This window comes from Pseudescherichia sp. (genome assembly GCF_031998825.1).
GTDB lineage: Bacteria > Pseudomonadota > Gammaproteobacteria > Enterobacterales > Enterobacteriaceae > Pseudescherichia.
Window position 1 is genome coordinate 1 of sequence record NZ_DAMACX010000022.1, and the last position, 22,500, is coordinate 22,500.

General features: G+C 57.0%; 25 protein-coding genes. 9 read left to right on the forward strand and 16 right to left on the reverse strand.

The window, feature by feature from the left end; translation table 11 throughout:
• Positions 1 to 2,367 (forward strand): exonuclease subunit SbcC (gene sbcC, locus RTP97_RS11715; RefSeq protein ID WP_312413737.1); only part of this gene is annotated, 2,367 nt, incomplete at its 5' end.
• A gap of 56 nt (positions 2,368 to 2,423) precedes the next feature.
• Here sbcC and mak read toward each other — a convergent pair.
• Positions 2,424 to 3,335, reverse strand: a complete 912-nt coding sequence (mak, locus tag RTP97_RS11720) for a fructokinase (protein WP_312413739.1) — start codon at positions 3,333 to 3,335, stop codon at positions 2,424 to 2,426.
• Between the two features lie 124 nt (positions 3,336 to 3,459).
• Between mak and rdgC the strand changes: the two genes are divergently transcribed.
• The gene (gene rdgC / locus RTP97_RS11725; RefSeq protein ID WP_312413741.1) at positions 3,460 to 4,371 is read left to right on the forward strand and encodes a recombination-associated protein RdgC; all 912 of its coding nucleotides are present in this window, start codon (positions 3,460 to 3,462) and stop codon (positions 4,369 to 4,371) included.
• A 58-nt stretch (positions 4,372 to 4,429) separates the two neighbouring features.
• Here rdgC and ppnP read toward each other — a convergent pair whose 3' ends face one another.
• From ppnP to RTP97_RS11750, 5 genes are all read right to left on the reverse strand, one after another.
• Positions 4,430 to 4,714, reverse strand: a complete 285-nt coding sequence (ppnP, locus tag RTP97_RS11730; protein ID WP_312413743.1) for a pyrimidine/purine nucleoside phosphorylase — start codon at positions 4,712 to 4,714, stop codon at positions 4,430 to 4,432.
• Between the two features lie 88 nt (positions 4,715 to 4,802).
• Positions 4,803 to 5,480, reverse strand: a complete 678-nt coding sequence (locus RTP97_RS11735) for an AroM family protein (RefSeq protein ID WP_312413746.1) — start codon at positions 5,478 to 5,480, stop codon at positions 4,803 to 4,805.
• Between the two features lie 135 nt (positions 5,481 to 5,615).
• Entirely contained in the window at positions 5,616 to 5,807 is a 192-nt protein-coding gene (gene yaiA / locus RTP97_RS11740; protein ID WP_312211123.1) for a protein YaiA, read from the reverse strand.
• A 57-nt stretch (positions 5,808 to 5,864) separates the two neighbouring features.
• Complete coding sequence (aroL, locus tag RTP97_RS11745) at positions 5,865 to 6,389, reverse strand: shikimate kinase AroL (protein ID WP_312413749.1); 525 nt, start codon at positions 6,387 to 6,389, stop codon at positions 5,865 to 5,867.
• A 171-nt stretch (positions 6,390 to 6,560) separates the two neighbouring features.
• Positions 6,561 to 7,040, reverse strand: a complete 480-nt coding sequence (locus RTP97_RS11750; RefSeq protein WP_312413750.1) for a YaiI/YqxD family protein — start codon at positions 7,038 to 7,040, stop codon at positions 6,561 to 6,563.
• Between the two features lie 76 nt (positions 7,041 to 7,116).
• Between RTP97_RS11750 and proC the strand changes: the two genes are divergently transcribed.
• Together proC and RTP97_RS11760 are read left to right on the forward strand one after the other, a co-directional pair.
• Positions 7,117 to 7,926, forward strand: coding sequence for a pyrroline-5-carboxylate reductase (gene proC, locus RTP97_RS11755; protein ID WP_312413751.1), 810 nt, complete (start codon positions 7,117 to 7,119; stop codon positions 7,924 to 7,926).
• Between the two features lie 129 nt (positions 7,927 to 8,055).
• Entirely contained in the window at positions 8,056 to 8,613 is a 558-nt protein-coding gene (locus RTP97_RS11760) for a hypothetical protein (RefSeq protein ID WP_312413753.1), read from the forward strand.
• Between the two features lie 191 nt (positions 8,614 to 8,804).
• On the opposite strand, the gene adrA is transcribed toward RTP97_RS11760, so the two are convergent.
• From adrA to RTP97_RS11780, 4 genes are all read right to left on the reverse strand, one after another.
• Positions 8,805 to 9,920, reverse strand: a complete 1,116-nt coding sequence (adrA, locus tag RTP97_RS11765; protein ID WP_312413868.1) for a diguanylate cyclase AdrA — start codon at positions 9,918 to 9,920, stop codon at positions 8,805 to 8,807.
• 96 nt (positions 9,921 to 10,016) lie between these two features.
• Positions 10,017 to 10,280, reverse strand: coding sequence for an anti-adapter protein IraP (iraP, locus tag RTP97_RS11770; RefSeq protein ID WP_312413755.1), 264 nt, complete (start codon positions 10,278 to 10,280; stop codon positions 10,017 to 10,019).
• An 84-nt stretch (positions 10,281 to 10,364) separates the two neighbouring features.
• Complete coding sequence (locus tag RTP97_RS11775; protein WP_312413757.1) at positions 10,365 to 11,579, reverse strand: multidrug efflux MFS transporter; 1,215 nt, start codon at positions 11,577 to 11,579, stop codon at positions 10,365 to 10,367.
• 63 nt (positions 11,580 to 11,642) lie between these two features.
• A complete protein-coding gene (locus tag RTP97_RS11780; protein ID WP_312413759.1) occupies positions 11,643 to 12,326 on the reverse strand; it encodes an extensin family protein in 684 nt (227 codons plus the stop codon).
• 105 nt (positions 12,327 to 12,431) lie between these two features.
• Here RTP97_RS11780 and ddlA point away from each other — a divergent pair, with 105 nt between their 5' ends.
• Positions 12,432 to 13,529 carry a D-alanine--D-alanine ligase gene (ddlA, locus tag RTP97_RS11785; RefSeq protein ID WP_312413761.1) on the forward strand — a complete coding sequence of 366 codons (1,098 nt, stop codon included), beginning with the start codon at positions 12,432 to 12,434 and terminating at the stop codon, positions 13,527 to 13,529.
• Here ddlA and RTP97_RS11790 read toward each other — a convergent pair.
• Positions 13,526 to 13,747, reverse strand: a complete 222-nt coding sequence (locus tag RTP97_RS11790; RefSeq protein WP_312413764.1) for a DUF2754 domain-containing protein — start codon at positions 13,745 to 13,747, stop codon at positions 13,526 to 13,528. The genes ddlA and RTP97_RS11790 overlap by 4 nt on opposite strands.
• A gap of 255 nt (positions 13,748 to 14,002) precedes the next feature.
• On the opposite strand from RTP97_RS11790, the gene RTP97_RS11795 reads away from it, so the two are divergent.
• Complete coding sequence (locus RTP97_RS11795; protein ID WP_312413767.1) at positions 14,003 to 14,302, forward strand: DUF2755 family protein; 300 nt, start codon at positions 14,003 to 14,005, stop codon at positions 14,300 to 14,302.
• 34 nt (positions 14,303 to 14,336) lie between these two features.
• Here the strand turns inward: RTP97_RS11795 and RTP97_RS11800 are convergent, their stop codons facing one another.
• Together RTP97_RS11800 and sbmA are read right to left on the reverse strand one after the other, a co-directional pair.
• Complete coding sequence (locus RTP97_RS11800; protein ID WP_312413770.1) at positions 14,337 to 15,425, reverse strand: DUF1615 domain-containing protein; 1,089 nt, start codon at positions 15,423 to 15,425, stop codon at positions 14,337 to 14,339.
• A gap of 14 nt (positions 15,426 to 15,439) precedes the next feature.
• Positions 15,440 to 16,660 (reverse strand): peptide antibiotic transporter SbmA, encoded by a 1,221-nt coding sequence (sbmA, locus tag RTP97_RS11805; protein WP_312413772.1) that lies wholly within the window; start codon positions 16,658 to 16,660, stop codon positions 15,440 to 15,442.
• A gap of 247 nt (positions 16,661 to 16,907) precedes the next feature.
• Here sbmA and ampH point away from each other — a divergent pair, with 247 nt between their 5' ends.
• Both ampH and hemB read left to right on the forward strand, forming a co-directional pair.
• Positions 16,908 to 18,065 (forward strand): D-alanyl-D-alanine-carboxypeptidase/endopeptidase AmpH, encoded by a 1,158-nt coding sequence (ampH, locus tag RTP97_RS11810; protein ID WP_312413774.1) that lies wholly within the window; start codon positions 16,908 to 16,910, stop codon positions 18,063 to 18,065.
• Positions 18,066 to 18,165: 100 nt separating this feature from the next.
• Positions 18,166 to 19,140 carry a porphobilinogen synthase gene (hemB, locus tag RTP97_RS11815; RefSeq protein WP_312413776.1) on the forward strand — a complete coding sequence of 325 codons (975 nt, stop codon included), beginning with the start codon at positions 18,166 to 18,168 and terminating at the stop codon, positions 19,138 to 19,140.
• A 76-nt stretch (positions 19,141 to 19,216) separates the two neighbouring features.
• On the opposite strand, the gene RTP97_RS11820 is transcribed toward hemB, so the two are convergent.
• From RTP97_RS11820 to RTP97_RS11830, 3 genes are read right to left on the reverse strand one after another with little or no spacing between them, the layout of a single operon-like run.
• Positions 19,217 to 19,708: a type VI secretion system tube protein TssD gene (locus RTP97_RS11820; RefSeq protein WP_312413779.1), complete on the reverse strand. Its 492-nt coding sequence runs from the start codon at positions 19,706 to 19,708 to the stop codon at positions 19,217 to 19,219.
• Entirely contained in the window at positions 19,709 to 19,996 is a 288-nt protein-coding gene (locus RTP97_RS11825) for a hypothetical protein (RefSeq protein ID WP_312413782.1), read from the reverse strand.
• Positions 19,965 to 20,492 carry a DUF2778 domain-containing protein gene (locus RTP97_RS11830; RefSeq protein WP_312413870.1) on the reverse strand — a complete coding sequence of 176 codons (528 nt, stop codon included), beginning with the start codon at positions 20,490 to 20,492 and terminating at the stop codon, positions 19,965 to 19,967. The genes RTP97_RS11825 and RTP97_RS11830 overlap by 32 nt, the downstream gene beginning before the upstream one ends.
• Before the next feature lie 195 nt (positions 20,493 to 20,687).
• Between RTP97_RS11830 and RTP97_RS11835 the strand changes: the two genes are divergently transcribed.
• Positions 20,688 to 22,397 carry a GNAT family N-acyltransferase gene (locus RTP97_RS11835; protein WP_312413785.1) on the forward strand — a complete coding sequence of 570 codons (1,710 nt, stop codon included), beginning with the start codon at positions 20,688 to 20,690 and terminating at the stop codon, positions 22,395 to 22,397.
• Positions 22,398 to 22,500: the final 103 nt, after the last annotated feature.

Genomic DNA, 22,500 nt, shown 5'->3' on the forward strand with positions numbered 1-22,500 from the left:
GACGCTGGCCGGGCACAGACCGCGCAGAATACCGCCCAGCAGGCGCTGGCGAACGCCCGCCCGCAGCTTGCCGCGCTGGAGCAGGCCCGACCCGCTCTGCTGCTGCGGCCGATATGGCAGAGTTTGCAGGAGCAGATCCGCACCCACGGCCAGACCCAGCGTCAGGCAGAAGAAGTGAATACTCGCTTACAGCAGCTGCTGAGCAAGCGCAGCCGCATCCGCACCGCCGCCGACGCGCAGATGCGTACGCTCCAGCAGGAGCAGAAAACGCTGGCCGACTGGCTAACCGCTCACGATCGCTGGCGGCTGTGGCAGAGCGAGCTGACCGGCTGGCGGGCCAACTTTGCTCAGCAGGCTGAGGAGAGAAAGCACGCCATAACGCTCAGCGCACGCCGGGAAAAGCTTCAGCAGCAGCTGACGGCGTTGAACGCGCCTGCGCTGGACCTGAGCGCCGAAGCGTTGCAGCAGGCGATAGCCGATCTGGCCCAACAGCGCCCGCTGCGCCAGCGCCTGCACGTGCTGCATGCCAGCTTTGCTCCTCTCCAGCAGCGTATTAAACAGCTGCAAAAGACGCTGGCCGAGAGCGAGGCTGAGCAGACGCATCTCAATCAGGCCCTGACCCAGCGCCGTCAGGCGTATAAAGAGAAGAATGCGCTCCTGGCCGAGGTAAAGACGATTTGCGCGCTGGAAGAGCGGATCAAAGGCCTGGAGGCCGAGCGCGAGCGCCTGCGGGCCGGTGAGCCCTGCCCGCTGTGCGGATCGACAGCCCACCCGGCGGTCGCGGAGTATCAGGCAATGACCGTGGATGCCAACCAGGCCCGGCGCGATGCCCTTGAGCGTGAGGTCAAACAGCTGGCGGAGAGCGGCGCAGCCCTGCGCGGCCAGCTTGATGCGCTGGTGAAGCAGAGCGAGAGGGATCGCCTTGCTGCCGAGGCCGAAGCGCAAAACGATCTGAACCTGCGTCAGCAGTGGCGCGAGCTGTGCGCCGCGCTCGCTATGACGCTCTCCCCTGAGGATGACGTCAGCGGTTGGTTGCAGGCTGAGGAGGCCCGCGAGCACCAGCTCTACCGGTTCAGCCAGCGGTTGGCGCTGGAGGAGCAGCTTAACGAGCTACAGCAGCAGGCGGTACACGCCCAGCAGGCCATTGATACCCGCCGCCAGACGCTGGCGGCGAGTCTGGCCCAGCTCGGACTGACCCTGCCCGCAGGCGAGGAAGAGTCTGCCTGGTTTGCCGCCCGCGAGGAGGAGTCCCGTCAATGGCAGCAGAACCAGGTCCATGCCACGACGTTACAGGAGCGCATAGCCCAGCTCCAGCCCCTGCTGGAGACGCTTCCTGTCGACGGCGCGGCCGAAGGAGACCTCGTCAGCCTTGAGGGCTGGCAGCAGGTGCACCACGACTGCGTCTCTCTCCACGGCCAGGTGCAAACCCTACAGCAACAGCTGGCGCTGGAGGCCGGGCGCGTGGCGCAGCAGCAGGCGCAGTTTGACGCCGAGCTGGCGCAGAGTCCCTTTGCCGATCGGCAGGCGTTTCTGGCCGCGCTGCTTGACGAGGGTGAACGTCAGCGTCTTGAGCAGCTTCAGCAGTCGCTGGAGAGCAGGCTACAGCAGAGCCAGGCCCTGCTGACTCAGGCCCAAGCCGCGTTGGCTACGCACCAGAGCCAGCCACCTGCCGGACTGAGCGAGGAGGCGAATATTGAAGGGACGCGGGCGGCGCTAAACGCTCTGGCGCAGCAGCTGCGCGAGAACACCACCCGTCAGGGTGAGATCCGCCAGCAGCTTAAACAGGACGCCGAAAGCCGCCAGCGCCAGCAGGTGCTTTTGCAGGAGATTGAGGAGGCCACCCGCCAGTTGGCGGACTGGGGCTACCTGAACGGGCTGATTGGCTCCAAAGAGGGGGATAAGTTCCGTAAGTTCGCTCAGGGACTGACGCTGGATAACCTGGTCTGGCTGGCAAACAATCAGCTCACTCGCCTGCACGGTCGCTATCTGCTGAAGCGGAAAGCGAGCGAGGCGCTGGAGCTGGAGGTGGTGGATACCTGGCAGGCGGACGCGGTACGCGATACGCGCACCCTCTCCGGTGGGGAGAGCTTCCTCGTTAGCCTTGCGCTGGCGCTGGCGCTCTCGGATCTGGTGAGCCACAAAACCCGTATCGACTCGCTGTTCCTTGACGAAGGGTTCGGCACGCTGGACAGCGAAACGCTGGATACCGCCCTCGATGCTCTCGACGCGCTCAACGCCAGCGGCAAGACCATCGGCGTGATCAGCCACGTCGAGGCGATGAAGGAGCGGATCCCGGTGCAGATCAAGGTCAGGAAGATCAACGGTCTGGGCTACAGCAAGCTCGACGGCAAATTTGCTGTGTCGTGAATATGCCGGGTGGCGCTACGCTTACCCGGCCTACGAAACATGCCCTCGTCTGGGAGCTACTTCTCCAGCGGCCAGAGCCACGCCGCACCGCGGACGCCGCTGGAGTCGCCGTGTACCGCCCTGCGGATCGGCGTTTCGCACTCGCCGCCAAACACCCAGTTTTTGATCAGCTGCGGCACGGTTTTATAGAGCCGGTCGACGTTACTCATGCCTCCGCCGAGGACAATCACGTCCGGATCGAGAATATTCACCACGTGCGCCAGCGACTTCGCCAGCCGCAGCTCGTAGCGACTCAGCGCCAGCTCGGCCACGGCATCCTGCTCGCCCACCAGACGAATAATCTCGTTACCCTTCAGCGGCTGGCCGCTCAGGCGATGAAAATCACGGGCAAAACCGGTCCCGGAGATAAAGGTCTCAATGCACCCCTGCTTGCCGCAGTAGCACGGCACCTCCTCCCGGTAGCGCAGCTCGTCCTCGTCCATCCACGGCAGCGGATTATGTCCCCACTCCCCCGCCGTGCCGTTGCCACCTGAATGGGCATGACCGTTAAACGCGATGCCCGCGCCGCAGCCGGTGCCGATAATCACTGCGAAAACGGTCTGCGCCCCGGCCGCGGCGCCGTCGATAGCCTCTGAGACCGCCAGGCAGTTAGCATCGTTCGCCAGACGCACTTCCCGGCCCAGGCGTTTGCTCAGATCTTTATCAAACGGCTGGCCGTTCAGCCAGGTGGAGTTGGCGTTTTTGACCACCCCGGTATAGGGCGAGATCGAGCCAGGAATACCCATCCCCACCGTGCCCTGCTGGCCGGTCTCTTTCTCTGCCATGTCGACCAGCGTGGCGATGGTTTCAATGGTCTGCTGATAGTCGTCACGCGGCGTGGGCAGGCGGTGACGGAACAGCTGTTCCCCGCTGTCGCCGAGCGCAATCACCTCTGTTTTGGTACCGCCCAAATCAATACCTATACGCACAGCGATCTCCTTATTTTTAGCAATATCAAGAGAGTAGAACCCCACCGGGGGATTAGCAATGCAAGCGGCAAGACAATTCGCTATCATGCCCGCTGCATTTAACGACAAGGCTGTGGAAAATATCATGCTGTGGTTCAAAAATTTAATGGTTTACCGTCTCAGCCGCGATATTGCGCTGCGTGCAGAGGAGATGGAAAAACAGTTATCCGCGCTCTCATTTACCCCTTGTGGTAGCCAGGATATGGCAAAAACCGGTTGGGTTCCGCCGATGGGTTCACATAGTGATGCGTTGACCCACACCAACAATGGCCAAATCATCATCTGCGCCCGCAAAGAAGAGAAAATCCTGCCGTCGACGGTAGTGAAGCAGGCGCTGGAATCAAAGATTGCCAAGCTGGAGGCCGATCAGGGCCGCAAGCTGAAGAAGACCGAAAAAGACTCGCTGAAGGATGAGGTGCTCCACTCTCTGCTGCCGCGCGCCTTTAGCCGCTTCAGCCAGACCATGATGTGGATCGATACCGTTAACGGCCTGATTATGGTCGACTGCGCCAGCGCCAAGAAAGCGGAAGATACGCTGGCCCTGCTGCGTAAAAGCCTCGGTTCGCTGCCGGTGGTACCACTGACCCTTGAGAACCCTATCGAACTGACCCTGACCGAGTGGGTCCGCAGCGGCAGCGCGGCGCAGGGCTTCCAGATCCAGGACGAGGCCGAGCTGAAGGCGATCCTCGAAGATGGCGGCGTGATCCGCTGTAAAAAGCAGGATCTGGTGAGCGATGAGATCGCGGTGCACATTGAAGCGGGCAAGCTGGTGACTAAACTGGCCCTCGACTGGCAGCAGCGTATCCAGTTTGTGATGTGCGATGACGGCTCAATCAAGCGGCTGAAGTTTGCTGATGAACTGCGCGATCAGAATGAGGATATTGACCGGGATGATTTTGCCCAGCGTTTTGACGCGGACTTTATCCTGATGACCGGCGAGCTGGCAGCGCTGGTGCAGAATCTGGTGGAAGGCCTCGGCGGCGAAGCGCAGCGCTAAGGCAGCAGGCACTGTCCCCTCAATATAGGGGACAGATGCAGGGGACAGGCAGAATGCGTTACAGGTAGCGGCAGAGGTAGGCGCTATCTTCAGCTACCTGCAGATGAAATTCGCTGTGGCCCGGCACGTTGAACACCTCACCAGCAGAGTAGCTTTTCCATTCGGTCTCGCCGGGCAGCAGTACGTTCAGCGCACCGCTCACCACGGTCATCTCTTCCGGCTGGGCCGTACCAAACGTGTACTCACCCTCGGCCATCACGCCTACGCTGGCGCGGCCGGTGCTGCTGCTGGTAAAACCAATGGATTTCACTTTACCGGAAAAGTATTCGTTACTCTGAAGCATGGGTGGCCCTTATAAATAAGTGTATGGAAAATCACTATAGGGGCCAGCCTTCGTCTCTGTCACGCAAAATTTCTTTCACGAAAAATGGCTATAGCAGCAGCTCTGATGCCAGACGGGCGACCAGCACGTTAGAGAGCAGTACCGGTACATCCAGCGCTTTTTGTAGCAGGTCACGGTGTTTTTGATGATAGCCGAGGCAATCCAGGATCAATACGTCAGCGCCTTTGGCCACCAAAGCTTGTCCGGCGGCAATCAGGTCGGTATCGCTGCCGTGCAGAGAACTGGCGACTTCATAATAGGGCGCGTTCTCTAACAGCTGCCACTTATCCATCTGGCCCGGGATCAGCCCAGCGAGAGGAACAATGACGCCAACCTGATGGCCATCAACAATTGAAGAGACCAGCGGCGGGATGATCCTTTCAGGCTCCAGTAAAATAGCGTGATGGGCCGTAAGCCCGCTAAAGCGCTCGGTGCTCATCAGTAAAATGACGTCGTAGTTCTGCTTGTCGATAACGCCGATAACGGCCTGCAAATCGCGCTCTATTTTCTTGCGTGAAACCTGGGCTACTTCACCGTTATTAAGCAGTGCATGAACTGGTAACTCCCCCGGCTCGATGGCGTAATCCTCATAGACATCCTGAGGATCCATCTTCCCCAGCAAACTAATTTGGGTAATCTGCTGGGCATCGATGTGCTCGGTCAGGAGCGGCATCACAGCATCGACAGGCACCACACCTACGGTGAGGATAGCCAGGGTTGCACTCATTTTGTTTCCGCCTTTCTTAACGTCAGTCGCCTGTTCTTATCATTATGCTACGGACCTATGCTCTCATAACAATTCTGTAACCTTCAACCTCCCGCTTCCTAAAGGCTGTCTGATTTTATGAAGCGGGAGAGTAAATTACGTTTTATCAGGATCCTCATAGCGCCGTTTAGCATCCAGCGCTTCCTGCTCGGTCTGGTGCTCGCTAATCAGCGAGTCGGGTTCAGGATGGTCTGCACGCAGCTGATACCAGGTCACAGTCTCCTGCTGGCCTCCCTTCTCGACGGTAACAATGCGGGCTTCACGCGGGTAAGGCGGTCTTGTAGGCATAGCGCTTCCTTTTTTATTGGTAGAGCTATGAGTATAGTCAAAGGTCACGATCTGCGATCAGCTCGCCCGGGCGAGCAGCAGCGCCGCCTGAATATCGGCAACGACCTTCTCAGGTGCCTGCGCTGCATCGACTATGTGGTGCGCCGTCTCGCGGTAGAGCGTATCGCGCTGGGCCAGCACCTCGCTCACCTCTTCGCTTATCGGCCTGCCAGTGAGGGTCGGACGCTGCGCCTCTTCAGGAAACGCCGCCAGCCGCTCGGCCAGCACCGCAACGGGGGCGCAAAGATAGATGACGACGCCCGTCTCACGCATAAAGCGGCGGTTAACCTCGCTGAGAATAATCCCGCCGCCGGTGGCAATGACCGTCGAGGGCGCGGAGACGGCCTGCAGCGTCGCCGTTTCACGGGCGCGAAAACCGGGCCAGCCCTCTTTTTCAACGATCGCCGCAATGGTCATCTGCGCCTGCTCCTGCAGCGCATGGTCGGTATCAATAAACCGGCAGTCTCGCACCTGAGCCAGCTCAACACCGATGGTGGATTTTCCACAACCGCGAGCGCCAATTAAAAAGATGGGTAACGTCATGACCTGGTGTTCTCCCTTGTACCGCGATCTGCGGAACACGAATAGTTGAAGCGCCAATACTATTACACTAGTACGAAAAAGTCGTAAATAAAACGTTACGAATTTATAATGACACTGCGATGAATGGCCTGTTTCAGCGTGTAAAGATAAAATGGCATCTGTCGCGCCACCTTACTTTAAAGGGCGTCCCGTTGACAAGTCCTGCCGCGATCGCGCCAGCAGCCATTTGTCCAGCTCGGCGGCAAAGAGCTGACGATCGCGTTGGGAGAGGCTATCCGGCCCGCCGGTTTGCACCCCGCTGGCGCGCAGGGTATCCATGAAATCGCGCATCGTCAGTTTTTCGCGGATGGTGGCCTCGCTATAGCGCTCTCCCCGTGGGTTAAGCGCCGCCGCGCCCTTCTCTAACACCTCTGCCGCCAGCGGAATATCGGCGGTGATCACCAGATCGCCCGGTTCGCACAGGCGCACAATTTCGTTATCGGCCACGTCAAAACCCGCCGGCACCCGCAGGGAGCGGATGAACTTTGAAGGCGGTACGCGCAGGGTCTGGTTCGCCACCAGCGTTAGCGGCGTCTGCGTCCGTTCGGCTGCGCGAAACAGGATCTCTTTAATTACATTCGGACACGCATCCGCATCCACCCAAATTGCCATAGCTGCTCCTGAATAGTTTATGGTCACTATGATAAGCTATAACTCCCCCATTAATCACACATTCAGGGAAAAGGCGATGGAGAAAAAGATTGGATTTATCGGCTGCGGCAATATGGGTAAGGCCATTCTGGGCGGGATGATTGCCAGCGGCCAGGTGCAGCCAGAGCAGGTTTGGGTTTATACCCCGACGCCGGAGAAGGTCGCGGCCCTCAGCAGCCAGTACGGCATTAACCCGGCGCAGAGCGCGCAGGAAGTCGCGCAGATCGCCGATATTGTCTTTGGCGCGGTGAAGCCCAACGTGATGATCAAAACGCTGAGCGAAATTACCTCCAGCCTGAACAAAGATACGCTGGTGGTGTCGATTGCCGCAGGCGTCACCCTGGATCAGCTGGCGCGCGCCCTCGGCCACGATCGCAAAATCGTGCGCACCATGCCCAACACTCCGGCGCTGGTGAATGCGGGCATGACCTCCATTACCCCGAACGCGCTAGTGGCCCCGGAAGATGTTGCCGAGGTGCTGGCTATTTTCCGCAGCTTTGGCGAAGCGGAAGTGGTGGCTGAATCGATGATCCACCCGGTGGTAGGCGTCAGCGGCTCCGCCCCGGCCTATGTCTTTATGTTTATCGAAGCGATGGCTGACGCTGCCGTACTGGGCGGTATGCCGCGCGCGCAGGCCTACAAGTTTGCTGCTCAGGCGGTAATGGGGTCGGCGAAGATGGTGCTGGAGACCGGCAAGCACCCCGGCGAGCTGAAAGATATGGTCTGCTCACCGGGCGGCACCACTATTGAGGCGGTGCGAATGCTGGAGGAGCGCGGGTTCCGCGCCGCGGTGATTGAAGCCATGACCAAGTGCATGGAGAAATCTGACGCGCTGAGCAAGCTTTGATCGCATCAGGTAATTAAATCCGGCAGGCTGTAAATTATTTGCGAGCCTGCCTGCAACATCTTTCAATTATGATCTTTTTAACAGTGTGACACGCTATGCTGGCCTCCAGAAATAGTTTGGAGGATAACGGTGGCTAAATACCATATTAATTCCATTCAAAAGTGGGATGCTTTTAGCTGGCGTAATACAAGCTATCCGCTAACACATTTAAACGCCCATGAAATTATATATAGAGGGAATAATAACGAATTTAAATTCGTTGTAACTTACGGCCTTCACTGCTTTGCAAAAAATGATACCCCCTTTAATATTCCTGTGAAATATTCGGATGCGCGAGAGTCTCTGACTGTCTGCATGGAGCGCTATGAAGCCTCTAAGCAGTTGCAGCATATCCTTCCTAATCTACCTTCGCTTGCATTATATCAAACAACAACAGAGAAGTATTTTACGATTCAGATGATGAATAGCGCTACCCAGCGAATTGAACCTTATAAAATCTGCGTGGCCTTTTTTAAAGAGAACCGACTGTTGCGGATGCATATACTTTCTGCATTCTTTGCCCGCATAGGGCCTGGCTCAATTAATCAGCCTGTAATGACTAAACCACTAAGCTTATATAAGATTGCAATAGATACGGTAAGAAAGCCCAAAAATAGAAAAGGCCCAAAAGAAATTAATAACAGATAAGTAACGACCCCCTTTCGGGGGCCTCAGCCGTCTAATCAAAAAGAATGCAGATTAAACGGGGCAGGTCGCAATTACGTCGAACTGGTCGAACCGTTTTCGGCTGCGGGATGCGATTCATTAGCTGAATCCCTGTAACCATCCTTGTGTAATTTTAAGGCCAGGAACATTGAAGTCAAGTGTATTAATAGACCTCAGGCAGCCACCTCTGTGCGGTTGCGGCCGCCTTTCTTCGCCTTATAGAGCGCCATATCAGCGGCTTTTAGCCAGTCGCGATAGTGCTCCGTGCCTGGGGTAAGCGGCGCGAGGCCCACGCTGATTTGCAGCGTCAGATGCGGCGCGCAGGGGAGCCGGATCTCCGCCAGGGTATCGTGGACCCGGCTCATCGCGGCAAGCGCGCTGTCGACCGGTGTGCCGCTCATGATCACCGCAAACTCGTCGCCGCCAAAGCGCCCGATGATATCGCTCCCGCGCAGGGTCAGCTGCAGATGGCGGCTAATGGCGATAATCGCCTCATCCCCCACGTCATGGCCGTAGGTATCGTTAATGGTCTTGAAGTAATCCACATCGATAAGCAGCAGCGTTGCCATCCGCTGGTTGCGTCGGCAGCTTTCAAATTCGTTGCGCAGCAAAATTTCCCAGTGCCGCCGGTTATAGACGCCGGTCATGCCGTCGCGGGTGCTCATGATCCGCAGGCGCTGCTTCTGCCTGGCGAGCCGGGTAAACGTACGAAAGCTAACCCAGGCAAACAGCGGCGGGTAAAGCAAGATAAACGGCAGGCAGAGCCACCACTCCAGCGGTGCGCTGGTGAAGGTTATCGCCGTGCCGGTAAGCTGAAGCATCACCAGGCTGGCGCCCAGCAGCAGGACGATGCCAATGCCGAACAGTCGCGGCCCGCCCATGCCCATCAGCATCAGGCTGACCATCATCACCAACACCGCTGACGGCATGATATTCATCCCCATCACGCCAATCCAGATCCCCGCCAGGATTGCATCAATTTTGAGGTTATTGATTTCGGCAGCGTGAGGATCGCTTGAGCGGCTCGCCAGCTGCCAGGCAAGATGCGGCCAGACAAATGACCAGCTTAAGAGAAATAGCCACCAGCCTCCGGCAACGGGCTGAGAGGTCATCGCGCCGCCTAAGGGGAAAAAGAGGCATCCAAGGCCAAAAATACGCGGCAATCTGAGTCGCCGTGCAAAAAGCTGGCCAGACAGGAAGTGCTCGTCCTGGCTGGGGGTATCAACCCACTCCTTGTTTACTGCCGTTTTAGAATAAAGATTGTTATCATTCATCATTATTGGGAATATTCTGAAACATTTCCCAAAATTATAGAGAGGCGCGGCGGGGAGAAAGTATGATATTTCGGGTGAGAGGAAGATCACACTCACCCGATAGGGCTACGCTTACCGGGAGCGTGGGTGGTGCAGAAGCTTGTTGAGGTACTGCTGCAGCAGCTCGGTATCCTGGCGAGGAACCTGTGAGTCAGGGCTGACCGCTTCCAGCGCCCCTTCAATACTTTGAATTAATGCCAGTTGCTCCGGCTGTGCCATATGACGCAGCAGAGCGGTAACCACAATCTCCAGCGCCTCCACCTGCGCAACCAGCTCCTTTGACTCTTCTTCCTTTTCCGCCAGCTTAACCAGCAGCTCTGCAATCAGGTTTTTCATCGCGTACTATCCCCATACACAATTTTTTAAAGTTTTCACCCAAATTTATCATGGCACGTAATGTAAAAATAACATTATTAACCGCTATTTTTGCGTCACACCGGCGGCAGCCCGACGGGTCTGCCTGAGAACGAAGGCCAGCTGCCAGATGTTTATCAGCACCACTACGGCGGTGGCGATAAATACCCAGCGGAAACCCGCCATCGCGGAGATGCTGGCCCCCATCAACGGTCCGGCGACGTTACCCAAATACATAAACGACTGGTTGTAGCCAAAGATACGGCCGGTCACCTGGTCACTGGAGTATTTCAACAGCAGCGTCTGCACCGCGGGCAGCATTGCGCCATCGGCAAACCCCAGCATGAAGCGTAAGATACCGAGCTGCAGCGGCGTGGTCACGAACGACATGGCAAAAAAGAGCGCCACCGCGCAGATTAACGTAGCCATCAGGATCCGCGCTGTGCCTATCCGGTCGCCGAGCTTGCCGAGACGGGGGGCCGACATCAGCGCCGAGACGCCCGGCACGGCGGCGATCATGCCGCTGAGAAAGGCGATATTGCTGCTATCCGGGGCCAGCGACTGGACGAACAGCGCCAGAATCGGCCCTACCGAGCCGTTACAGAGCTGGATCACCATGGTGGTTAAAAACAGGCTCAATATGAGCTTTGGATAGGGCAGACTGGCAAATACCGCCTTGCCGGTCAGGCGCTGCGCCTTGCTGACTTTGGGCCGACCGCCCTCTTTAATCAGGAAAAGGGTCACCAGAAAGCTGACCATCAGTAGCGTGGCGGTGATGAAAAACACCGCCCGCAGGCCAACGTGATCGGCAAGAAAGCCCCCCAGCAGCGGGCCGCCGATGACGCCGCTGATCTGCGCCGTGGAGAGCGTGCTGAGCGCCCAGCCGCTGCGCTCGCGTGGCACCTGCGAGGCCACCAGCGCCATCGCGTTAGGAATATAGCCGGAGGTCAGCCCCATGATTGCCCGCAGAAACAGCAGCTGCCAGACGTTAGTGGCAAAGGCCTGCAGCAGAATGGCGATAGCCATCCCCAGCGAGGCGCGGAGCAGCATCAGCTTACGCCCCTTGCGATCGGCAAGGCTTCCCCACATCGGCGAGACGATGGCCGATACTAAAAAAGTCACGCTAAAGGTCAGCCCGGACCAGATCGACAGCGCCTCGTGCGAGGTCACGCCCATCTCGGCAATATAGAGCGGCAAGAACGGTAAAATCTGGCTGATCGCAAGGCCGGTAAAGAAGCAGCCAAACCATACCGAAATAAGATTAACCTTCCAGGATTCCATAAGCATCTGCAATTATTCAGGTTTTAACAGCAGGCTCCAGCATAGCATAACTGTGAATTATGCTTAGCGGCATAATCCATACCCGCGCATCCCAAGGTGAAAATGGTTGGCATGGGCGGCATTATACTCCGGGCCTAAGCCGTTGCCGTAGTAGCCGCAGCTGGCGCTGAGCATCGCCCGCAGCCAGGGCTGAGTTTTATCCTGCTTCCAGCCGCGCAGCACCGTTACCTGCTGCCCGTTCGCCAGGCGAAAACCGCTGATGTCCAGCGCCTCGGCGGTGGCGTGCTCGCTCAGCCGGGCGTTAGCACGATGGTAAATGTTGCGACAGGCGTAGCTGCCAAGATGATCGATGCGCACCAGCTCGCTGGACATGTAGCGCTCGGTCAGCGGCCGGGCCTGCTGTTGCACAAAGAGCGCCGAGCTAAGCGCCAGCGGGCAGGAGGCGAGAAAGCTACTGCTGAGTTTTACCGGACCAAAATCCCGGACCCGTACGGTGTTGGTCAGCGGACAGGTGCCAGTGCTGTCGGCGACCGGCCGGGAAGCAATCAGCCTCTTTTGGTTGGCCTCCACCAGCAGAGCGTCACACTGCTCGGGCGTCAGCCGCTTAAGCTTAAACTGGGTGATGCGGCCCGGCGGATCGTCGAGACGCAGCGGTACAAACGGATTGTAGTACGAAGGCAGGTGGCGATAGCCTACCACCCCTGCCCCCACGATAAGCAAAAAAACGATCGCTCCTGTCCCTCTCACGCGCTCCCCCTTTAATTACCTAAAAACATTATGGCAGAAGGCCGCGAAACACGCGTTTTGCCGTGGTAAGGTATCTTTTTTCGAGCAATAAGAGTGGATGTGGTGATGGCAAAAATGCGGGTAGGGATCGTCTTTGGTGGTAAATCGGCGGAGCATGAGGTGTCGCTCCAGTCGGCAAAAAATATTGTTGATGCTATTGATAAACGCCGTTTCGAGGTGGTGCTGCTGGGAATCGATAAGCAGGGTCAATGGCACATCAACGACGCGGCTAACTATTTACAGAACGCCAGCGATCCGGCCCGTATCGCATTAAATCCCTCTGCGATTAGCGTCGCACATATTCCAGGGAGGGAGACGGCGCAGCTTATCAACGCCGAGAGCGGCGCGGCGCTACCCGCAGTAGATGTGATCTTCCCTATCGTCCACGGCACGCTGGGCGAAGATGGCTCCCTGCAGGGGATGCTGCGAATGGCAAATCTGCCGTTCGTGGGTTCCGGCGTGCTTGGCTCGGCGGCCTGTATGGATAAGGACGTCACCAAGCGCCTGCTGCGCGACGCCGGGCTGAAGATTGCCCCCTTTATCACCCTTACCCGCGCTAACCGTCAGCGACTCTCTTTTGCTGACGTACGGGCGCAGCTGGGCCTGCCGCTGTTTGTTAAACCGGCCAACCAGGGATCGTCGGTAGGCGTTAGCAAGGTGAGCAGTGAGGCGCAGTACCATGCCGCCGTCGATCTCGCCTTTGCGTTCGACCATAAGGTGGTAGTGGAGACCGGCATTAAGGGGCGGGAAATTGAGTGTGCCGTACTGGGGAACGATAACCCGCAGGCTAGCACCTGCGGCGAGATCGTGCTCAACAGCGAGTTCTACGCCTACGACACTAAATACATCGATGACAACGGTGCACAGGTAGTGATCCCGGCGGCGATCGACCCTGCGGTGAACGAGGCTATTCGCCAGACCGCCATCGCCGCCTACGAGACGCTGGGATGTGCAGGCATGGCGCGGGTAGACGTCTTCCTGACCGAAGAGAACGATATCATTATCAATGAGATCAACACCCTGCCCGGATTTACCAATATCAGCATGTATCCCAAGCTGTGGCAGGCCAGCGGCCTCGGCTATACCGATCTGATTAGCCGCCTGATCGATCTGGCGTTAGCGCGCCATCAGGCCGATAGCGCCCTGAAAAGTACGATGGCTTAATCCTGCGGATCTGCCGCTGTCTCCTCCTCGGGACGGCGGCGAATAATCAGCCCCGCCAGCCAGAAGCTAATAACCCAGGTCACCAGGCCGACCGCGTAAGTTTGCCAGCCCTTCGCCTCAAACCCCAGCAGTCCAACCACGCCGTTAAGAATAAAGATCAGCCCGATAGCAAAAGCATAGTAGTGCCAGTCACGGCGGATTTTGGCAGGCAGTTTCATAGCAACTCCGGTAGAGAAAAACAGCATCCGAGCATATTACCCACCGCAAGCCCCTGACGCATGCGGAAAATCCGAAATCGTTAATAAAACGCAACAAAAGTCATGATTTTGTGACTGGAGATGTAAAACCTTAAATGGGGCTAATAATAATGCGTAAATTGTCACCAATCTGATATTGACAATCGTTGTGACCTGTCAAAATCAACGTGAATTACTGGTGCATTGCCAGCTCAATAACGCGTATCGGAGGTCACTATGGCAGAATTTATGATGTCGAAGCCCTTTGCCAACGAGAAGAGACGAGACGCCTCCATGCCGGGCAATATCGCTTATGCGGTCTTCGTGCTGCTCTGCTTCTGGGCAGGTGCGCAACTGCTAAACGCGCTGATCCACGCCCCGGGTGTGTTTGAGAATTTTATGCAGATGCAGGAGAGCAATCGGCCACACATCGATATGGGAATCGGCGTGGGCACGATTTTTGGTCTGGTTCCGTTTCTCATTGGCAGCGCCCTGCTCGGCGTAATCGCCCTGCTGCTGCGCTGGCGTCACTATTAACGTGACGCCGTAAGTAAATTAATTCGCTTGCATACTAATTTGCTTGCATACAGCGCGCCCGACGATCGTCCACGCGCTTCGCAAACCAGGCTGTTGTCAGGTTGCGGGTGATCTTCGGGCTCTCAAGCTGAATGCCCGGCAGCAGCGCTTTCGGTAGCGTTTTCCCGCTTTTCTTCTCCGCCAGTCGATAGACCCCTTTGTAGAGTTCGGTCTCCTCAAAATCCTGACGATCGCCCCGCTCCAGCTGGTCACGGATCTCGGCGTCGCTGAGTCCCAGCGCCGGTCCCAGCTTGCGAACTGCCCGCTCTGTGCTGCCCGCTTCACGGCTACCGTAGAGGATCACATCCCCGTCCAGCGCCAGCTTCACGCCGCTGGCCTTGCTGACCGCGCTCTGGAAGGCAGCGTTGCGGCTGGCGTACCAGCCAGCGTTGAAGTCGGCAAAGCGGTAAAGCGGCTCGCTGTAGTTGGCCGGGTAGTTAAGCAGGTGATAAGTTCCGAACCAGAGACCACCGCGCCGGGAGAAGACCTCCTGACGCACGGTGCCCTCCATCTTCCACGGGTAGCCCCGGGTGTGCTGCTCGGCAAAGGCGATGCTGACCTGCATCGGCCCGCCAGTGTGCACCGGATTGAGAGAGCCAAACAGCGTCTGCCCCAGCGGAACGATATTGATCAGGTCGTCAAAAATCGCGCTAAGCTGCTTCTCGGTTTTGACGTTATCGAGCCGCTCAGCGTAGCTTTTGCCATTGGGCGAAGGGACCTTCAGCGCAGTACGCACCACAAAAGCAGGAATGTGCAGCCGCCCGGCGCGCTTCTCAATCTCCTGCCAGGCGATCTTGTTTAGCCCCGGCACGGCAGGATCGGCCTGATAGTTTGACTCCTGCTGCGCCACCGCCAGCACAGAGCAGACGTTCTCCCGCGTCGGCGCAAGGGATTGGCTCTTAAAGGTGGTGGCAAGATCCTCTGCCCAGGCGTCACGATCCTTTACGCTGGCGGGGATCTTCTGCCGCACCAGCTTCGCCACGTCGATCGCCTTCTCGCCCTCTTTGAGCGGCGGCGGGCGCGAGGTGCTACAGCCGACGAGGATCAGTCCCGCCAGCAGGGTTAAACTGCGTGATGCTTGCATAGCCGCTCCGGTCATTAGCTGAGTGAGGTTGTCGCGTGTACGACATCCTCGCCGTCAAGTTCACGCTCAAAGGTACGTAAACGCTTATAGATAGACATCAGTTCCACCAGCGTGGTCCAGGAGTTGATCAGATACTGGAACGAGCTGCGTACCTGGTCGAAAACGTTGGTGATCTGGGTCATCAGGCCGAGCGTAATCGTACCGGCAACCATCGACGGAAACAGCAGGAACAGGCCGAAAACGTTGTCGATTTGCAGATAGAAAATGCGCGCAATGTTGAAGTACATGTAGTGGAAGTAGAGGCGGAAATAGTTCCGCCGCACCGCGCCAAACAGCTCGCGCACGGTGGGCGGCGAGGCGCGCTCAGGATCGTCCTCACCGTAGACCAGCTCTTTACGGTAGGCTGCTTCGACGCGCTGGTTCTTAAACTCCAGCCCCGGCAGCTTGATGCCCACCACTGCCAGCAGGCCGGTACCGACCAGCGACCAGAGGATGGCGGCGATCACCAGCCCGTAGGGAACGTGACCGACGATCGGCAGCTCCGGTACGTGCGGCGACAGGGCCACAAGAATTGGCAGAAACGCAATCAGCTTCATTATCGCATTGAGCAGGCTGACCCCCATATCCTCCAGCGTCGAGGAGAAACGCATGGTGTCCTCCTGCACACGCTGGGCCGCGCCCTCGATATGGCGCAGGCGGTGCCAGTTGGCCATATAGTATTCGTTCATCGCCGTACGCCAGCGGAAGACGTAGTGGCTGACGAAAAAGTTATTCAACACCGCGACTAAGACCGCAATCATCGCGATGCCAAGAAACACGCCTGTTTCACGATAGAACTGGCCGATGGCTACCTTGTGCGGCGCGCTGAGGGCACGCTGGATCAGATCGTAAAACGGCGCGTACCAGGCGTTGATTGCCACGCTGACCTCGACCATAAACCAAGTGACAAAGATAATCAGCGCGGTGCCGAGAATTGACCAGCGCTGCCAGCGGTGTGGGGCGTAGGTAAACCAGAACAGGGCAAACGCGGCTACGCAGAGGGCGTAATAGGCGTAGAAGATCAGGTAGCTGCCAGACCAGAAGCGCGACGCGCCTATCGGGGTCTCTTTAGCGGCTCCGAAAATACGGGTTAACCACTCTCCGCCGCCCGCCTGCCAGAAGATGACGGCGATCAGCGACCACAGGATCGCCGAGAGCAAAAACGGCCCCGGCTTGGGGAAAAAAGATTTAAACATGAAATACTCCTGCGACGGCTCACTCTTATTGTGTCGTTAATTCGCTGTGGGTATGAAAATACCGAAGCCAGTGAGATTACCACAAGCGCTTCATGTCAAAAGAAGACATTGTGTTGCAGGAAAAAAGCGTCTGTTTACCCGGCGTTACGCTTGACCGCAAAATAAAGCGCTTTTCCGGGCTTTGCATCGCGCCGGTAAGTAGTATAAATACGCTCTATCTCTTTAACTTTTTTGATGGATGCTGTCGTTGAAACGTTGCCTGCTCTTATCCACCCTGTTGTGCGCCCTGACCTTTTCATCAGTAAATGCGGCACAGACCTCCCCCGACCCGGAGTTTGCATCCGACGTTGTCGATCGCTATGCCAACCATATCTTCTACGGCAGCGGCGCAACCGGTATGGCGATGGTGGCGATCGACGGCAACCAGCGCGTGTTCCGCAGCTTCGGTGAAACGCGTCCAGGCAATAACGTGCGTCCCCAGCTCGACTCGCTGGTCCGCATTGCCTCTATCTCCAAGCTGATGACCAGCGAGATGCTGGTGAAGCTGCTCGATCAGGGCGTCGTAAAGCTCAACGATCCGCTCAGTAAGTATGCCCCTCCCGGCGCACGGGTGCCGAGCTGGCAGGGATCGCCTATCACGCTGGTGAACCTGGCGACCCACACCAGCGCCCTGCCCCGCGAACAGCCCGGCGGCGCGGCCCACCGCTCGGTCTTTACATGGCCAACCCGTCAGCAGCGCTGGAACTGGCTCTCGACCGCGACGCTGAAAACCGCCCCCGGCTCGCAGGCGGCTTATTCAAATCTCGCCTTTGACCTGCTGGCGGATGCGCTGGCCAACGCCGCCGGTAAGCCTTACGCCCAGCTGTTTGACGAGCAGATCGCCCGCCCGCTGGGGATGAAGGACACCACCTTTACCCCCTCGCCGGATCAGTGCCGTCGCCTGATGGTGGCAGAGAAAGGGGCTAGCCCCTGCGACAACACCCTGGCGGCCATCGGCAGCGGCGGGGTCTACTCCACGCCGGGAGATATGATGCGCTGGATGCAGCAGTTCCTCTCATCAGATTTTTACGCTCGCAGCAACCAGGCCGATCGGATGCAGACCCTTATTTACCAGCGTAATCAGCTGACCCGCGTGGTGGGCATGGACGTGCCGGGTAAAGCCGACGCGCTGGGACTAGGCTGGGTCTACATGTCACCAAAAGAGGGCCGACCGGGGATCATTCAAAAAACCGGCGGCGGCGGCGGATTTATTACCTATATGGCGATGATCCCGAAGAGCAACGTCGGCGTGTTCGTGGTGGTGACCCGTTCGCCCCTGACCCGCTTTAAAAACATGAGCGATGGGGTTAACGACCTGGTCACCGAGCTGAGCGGCAACCGGCCGCAGATCGTTCCCGCCTCCTGATCCTCTCTCCGCTCCGGGGTGGTTAACGCCTGTTTTGGCGAAACACCCCGGGGTTGATTGGGTTATAATAGTCCTCTGATTCACCAACCTCAGGCATACCATGACCGATTTAATTTCCCGTCCGCGCCGCCTGCGCAAGTCTGCCCCGCTGCGCGCCATGTTTGAAGAGACAACGCTGAGCCTCAATGACTTTGTGTTGCCCATCTTTGTTGAAGAAGAGCTGGACGACTATAAAGCTATCGAGGCCATGCCGGGCGTGGTGCGCATTCCGGAGAAGTATCTGGCGCGTGAGATTGAGCGCTTCGCCAACGCGGGCATTCGCTCGGTCATGACGTTTGGTATTTCCCACCACACCGACGCCACCGGCAGCGATGCCTGGCGTGAAGATGGCCTCGTGGCGCGTATGTCGCGGATCTGTAAAGACGCGGTGCCGGAGATGGTCGTCATGTCCGATACCTGCTTCTGTGAGTACACCTCTCACGGCCACTGCGGCGTGCTGTGCGATCACGGCGTGGATAACGACGCAACTCTGATTAACCTGGGCAAGCAGGCAGTGGTGGCCGCTGCCGCCGGAGCCGATTTTATCGCCCCGTCCGCCGCAATGGACGGCCAGGTGCAGGCGATCCGCCAGGCGCTGGATGCCGCAGGCTTTACCGATACGGCGATCATGTCCTACTCCACCAAGTTCGCCTCCTCCTTCTACGGCCCGTTCCGTGAAGCAGCCGGTACGGCGCTGAAGGGCGATCGTAAAACCTACCAGATGAACCCGATGAACCGCCGGGAAGCGATCCGCGAGTCGCTGCTCGACGAAGCGCAGGGCGCTGACTGCCTGATGGTTAAGCCAGCAGGCGCGTATCTCGACATCCTGCGCGACATCCGCGAGCGCACCGAGCTGCCTCTCGGCGCGTATCAGGTCAGCGGTGAGTATGCGATGATCAAGTTTGCGGCCCTGGCCGGGGCTATCGACGAGGACAAAGTGATCCTTGAGAGCCTGGGTGCGATCAAACGCGCCGGTGCGGATCTGATCTTCAGCTACTTCGCGCTGGATCTGGCCGAACGGAAAATCCTGCGTTAAACCTTTATGCCCGGTGGCGCTCTGCCTGCCGGGCATGAAAACATTTATATTGGCGATAATATCCTGAAAAGTATTATTAAGCTGTTATCCTCTCTGCCCATGCATCGGTATACTGAACATTCCCGTCTACGTACTTCCAGGTGATTTTGTCATACATTATAGAGACTGACTCCATATGGTTTAATTGCGAATTTCCAGCTAATTTAATATTAGGCACACCTGGATTAACACCCATTATTTTGACCCCTTCCATTGAGATGATAAAATAACACACTTCCTGACCAGCATCATTAATGTTATAGAAGCGTATTTCAGCGCTTTTTAACGTCTGGCCAGTAGCAACAGCTCTATATAAGTATGGACTGGAACTATCAAACTCTTTCTCAAACATAATTGGCGAATGTAAGCGTGTTCCAGTAATCTTGCCATTAGCACTATCCACAGGAAGATTAATACCGTGACTAAATCCGATAAGCTCTATACTGCCCTCACGGTCTTTCAGGTCTACAGATCCTTTTATGTCTGCACCACCATCGTCCTTAAGCCATAGATACGGGGGGGTCGGCATTTAATGACTCCTTAAAAATTTAATCAATTTAATTGCACAAATATAAATTGTGACAGTGATAAAAATAACGGTTAAGAAAGATATGTAAAAATAAGTATCATAAATTGTTTCTGCATTCACGTCTGCATAAATACAACCTGCTACTTTCTCGGCAAAATCATAGCTAATCCAAATTTCTGGATTACCTAGCAAACGGGCAACAGCTATTGAGAGTAATATAAACAAGGCTGTTTTTAGTAATCTGCGCGTCCAATTTTTAAGGATGCGGGCAACTATTACTGAATCCATTCGCTAGTACCTCTATAACACCACGCGCTTTCAGCATTTTCATGCAGGGAACGTGAATAGGCTGAGTTCTCATTAATGCATTTCTAATTAAAGCGTAATCAGAGTTATGAGGAATAGTTATACATCCTTCTGAAATATGACCGGGATGAAGTCTAAAAAGGCCACGATGAACGTTATTTATCCATGTACCATCATCTATACCCCACTCATCTCTATAGAGTGCAAACCACTCATCACGCCCGAACGTCGCACCGTTCCAAACCCGGTTCCATGTATCTTGCGCATTAGCTTTCAATCCTGAAAAAAAACCGCCTGAACCACGTTCCACAATCCAATATCTACCAGTGGGTAATGGACCATTTTTGAGAACGCTACTACAAGCACCTCTATTACGGTAAATTCCATTCCCTGAAAAAGCAAAAAATGTACCAACACCATAGAGGGTGAAGGGTGAGTAGTCTGCATCGTTCAATACAAACTTTCCGTGAAGCGCCATGATAACCACACTCCTTTTATTGTTATGTTTAACTATTTTTAAACCAAATTCAGAAAGAAAAAGAGGCAATAAGTGCTGATAGATAAGAAAAATTAACTGCATTTACAGCAGCTGCTTCTCGAAAATTCACCTCCCTGTCACAGAAACGCCATCTCGCCCTTCTACTGTCTGCCTAAGACGGATGGAGGAGCCACCATGTTTAGTCTCGACAGCGTCCTTGATGACCTCTGGCCTCAGGCCAGGCCCACCCCCTGGCAACGCAACCTGCTTAAACGTCTGCTTTATGAAGAGGAATTTCAACAGTTCGCCGCCCGCCATCGCCATCTTAAAGGACTGGATATGGTCGAGCAGATCCTTGAGCATCTCCGCATTCGCAGCACCCTCTCCGCCCATGACCTTGAGCAGATCCCCGAGCATGGCCCACTGATCATTATCGCTAACCACCCTACCGGCACGCTTGATGGCCTCGCCCTGCTTCATGCCGTCTCCCGCGTGCGGCGGGATGTTAAAGTCGTCACCAACCGGATGCTGAGCCACCTGGAGCCGCTCAGCTCACTGTTTATTCCCGTCGACAACCTGGGCGGGCGCACGCGCAGATCCTCGCTGCTGCAGATGGAAATGCAGCTCCAGCAGGGTGGCGTGCTGATCTTCTTTCCCGCTGGCGAGGTATCGCGCCTGACCCGTCACGGGATCCGCGACAGCGCATGGCACAGCGGCTTCATAAAGCTGGCAGCGAAGTTTCGTACCCCGCTGCTGCCGGTGTTTATTCGCGCCCATAACAGCCCGCTCTTCTACGCCAGCACGCTCATCTCCTCTACCCTGCCGATGCTACTCCTGATGCAGCAGATGTTTCGCCGCCAGGGCAGCAGCCTGCCGATCACCCTCGGCCAGCGCATCCCGTGGGAGAGCCTGCGTAACCCGCACGCCAGCGCCCGCGAGATGGCGGAGCGGTGTCGCCAGCACGTTATCCGCCTGGGCAAAGGTCTGCCGGGGGTGTTTAAAACCGAGTGTGCCATCGCCCGGCCGGAGCCGCGGCTACTCCTGAAACGCGCCCTGGCACAGGCGGAGTGCCTCGGCCAGACCACGGACGGCAAGACTATTTACCTCTGGCAGCGCAACGGCGAGGAGGATGTTCCGGTGCTGCGCGAGCTAGGCCGTCTGCGGGAGATCGCCTTTCGCGCCGTGGGGGAAGGCAGCGGGCAGCGGCGTGACATCGACCGCTATGACGATGACTATTTGCATTTGATCTTATGGGATGAGGCGGATCTGGAGATTGTCGGCGCGTACCGCTTTATGCCCACGGCACAGCAGGTGGCGCAGCAGGGATTGGGCGGGCTGTACAGCTACAGCCTGTTCCACTATGACGATAAAATGGATGATATTTTGCAGCATGGCATTGAGCTGGGACGCAGCTTTATTCAGCCACGCTACTGGGGCCGTCGCGGGCTGGACTACCTCTGGTCGGGAATTGGTGCCTACCTGGCACGCTACCCCCAGTACCGCTATCTCTTCGGCCCGGTGTCGATCTCCGGCGGCCTGCCTCCGGCGGCGCGGGATCTGTTGGTGGCCTTCTACCGCCTCTGGTTCCCGCCGCTGCATCCGCTGGTCGTCTCCCGTCGCCCCTGGCCAGCCTCGCTCCCGGAGGTGCTGGCCCAGTTTACCGGCGACGATTACACCGAGGATCTTACCCGCCTGAAGTCGCTGCTCGGCAACCTGGGCTGCGGCATTCCCCCGCTCTATAAGCAGTACTCAGAGCTGTGCACGCCGGGCGGCGTCCAGTTTATCGACTTTGGTAGCGATCCGGACTTCAACCACTGCGTGGATGGCCTGGTGCTGGTGGATCTCACCCATCTAAAAAGCCAGCGCTATGCGCGCTACATCGGTGCGCATCTCACACCTGTTTAATGCCCGGCGGCGCTACGCTTGCACGGGCCTACAAACTGAAGCGGACTCGCTACGTTTTTCACCGCGCCGGGGCAGTCTGCACCATCGCCCCGTGCGTTTCGGT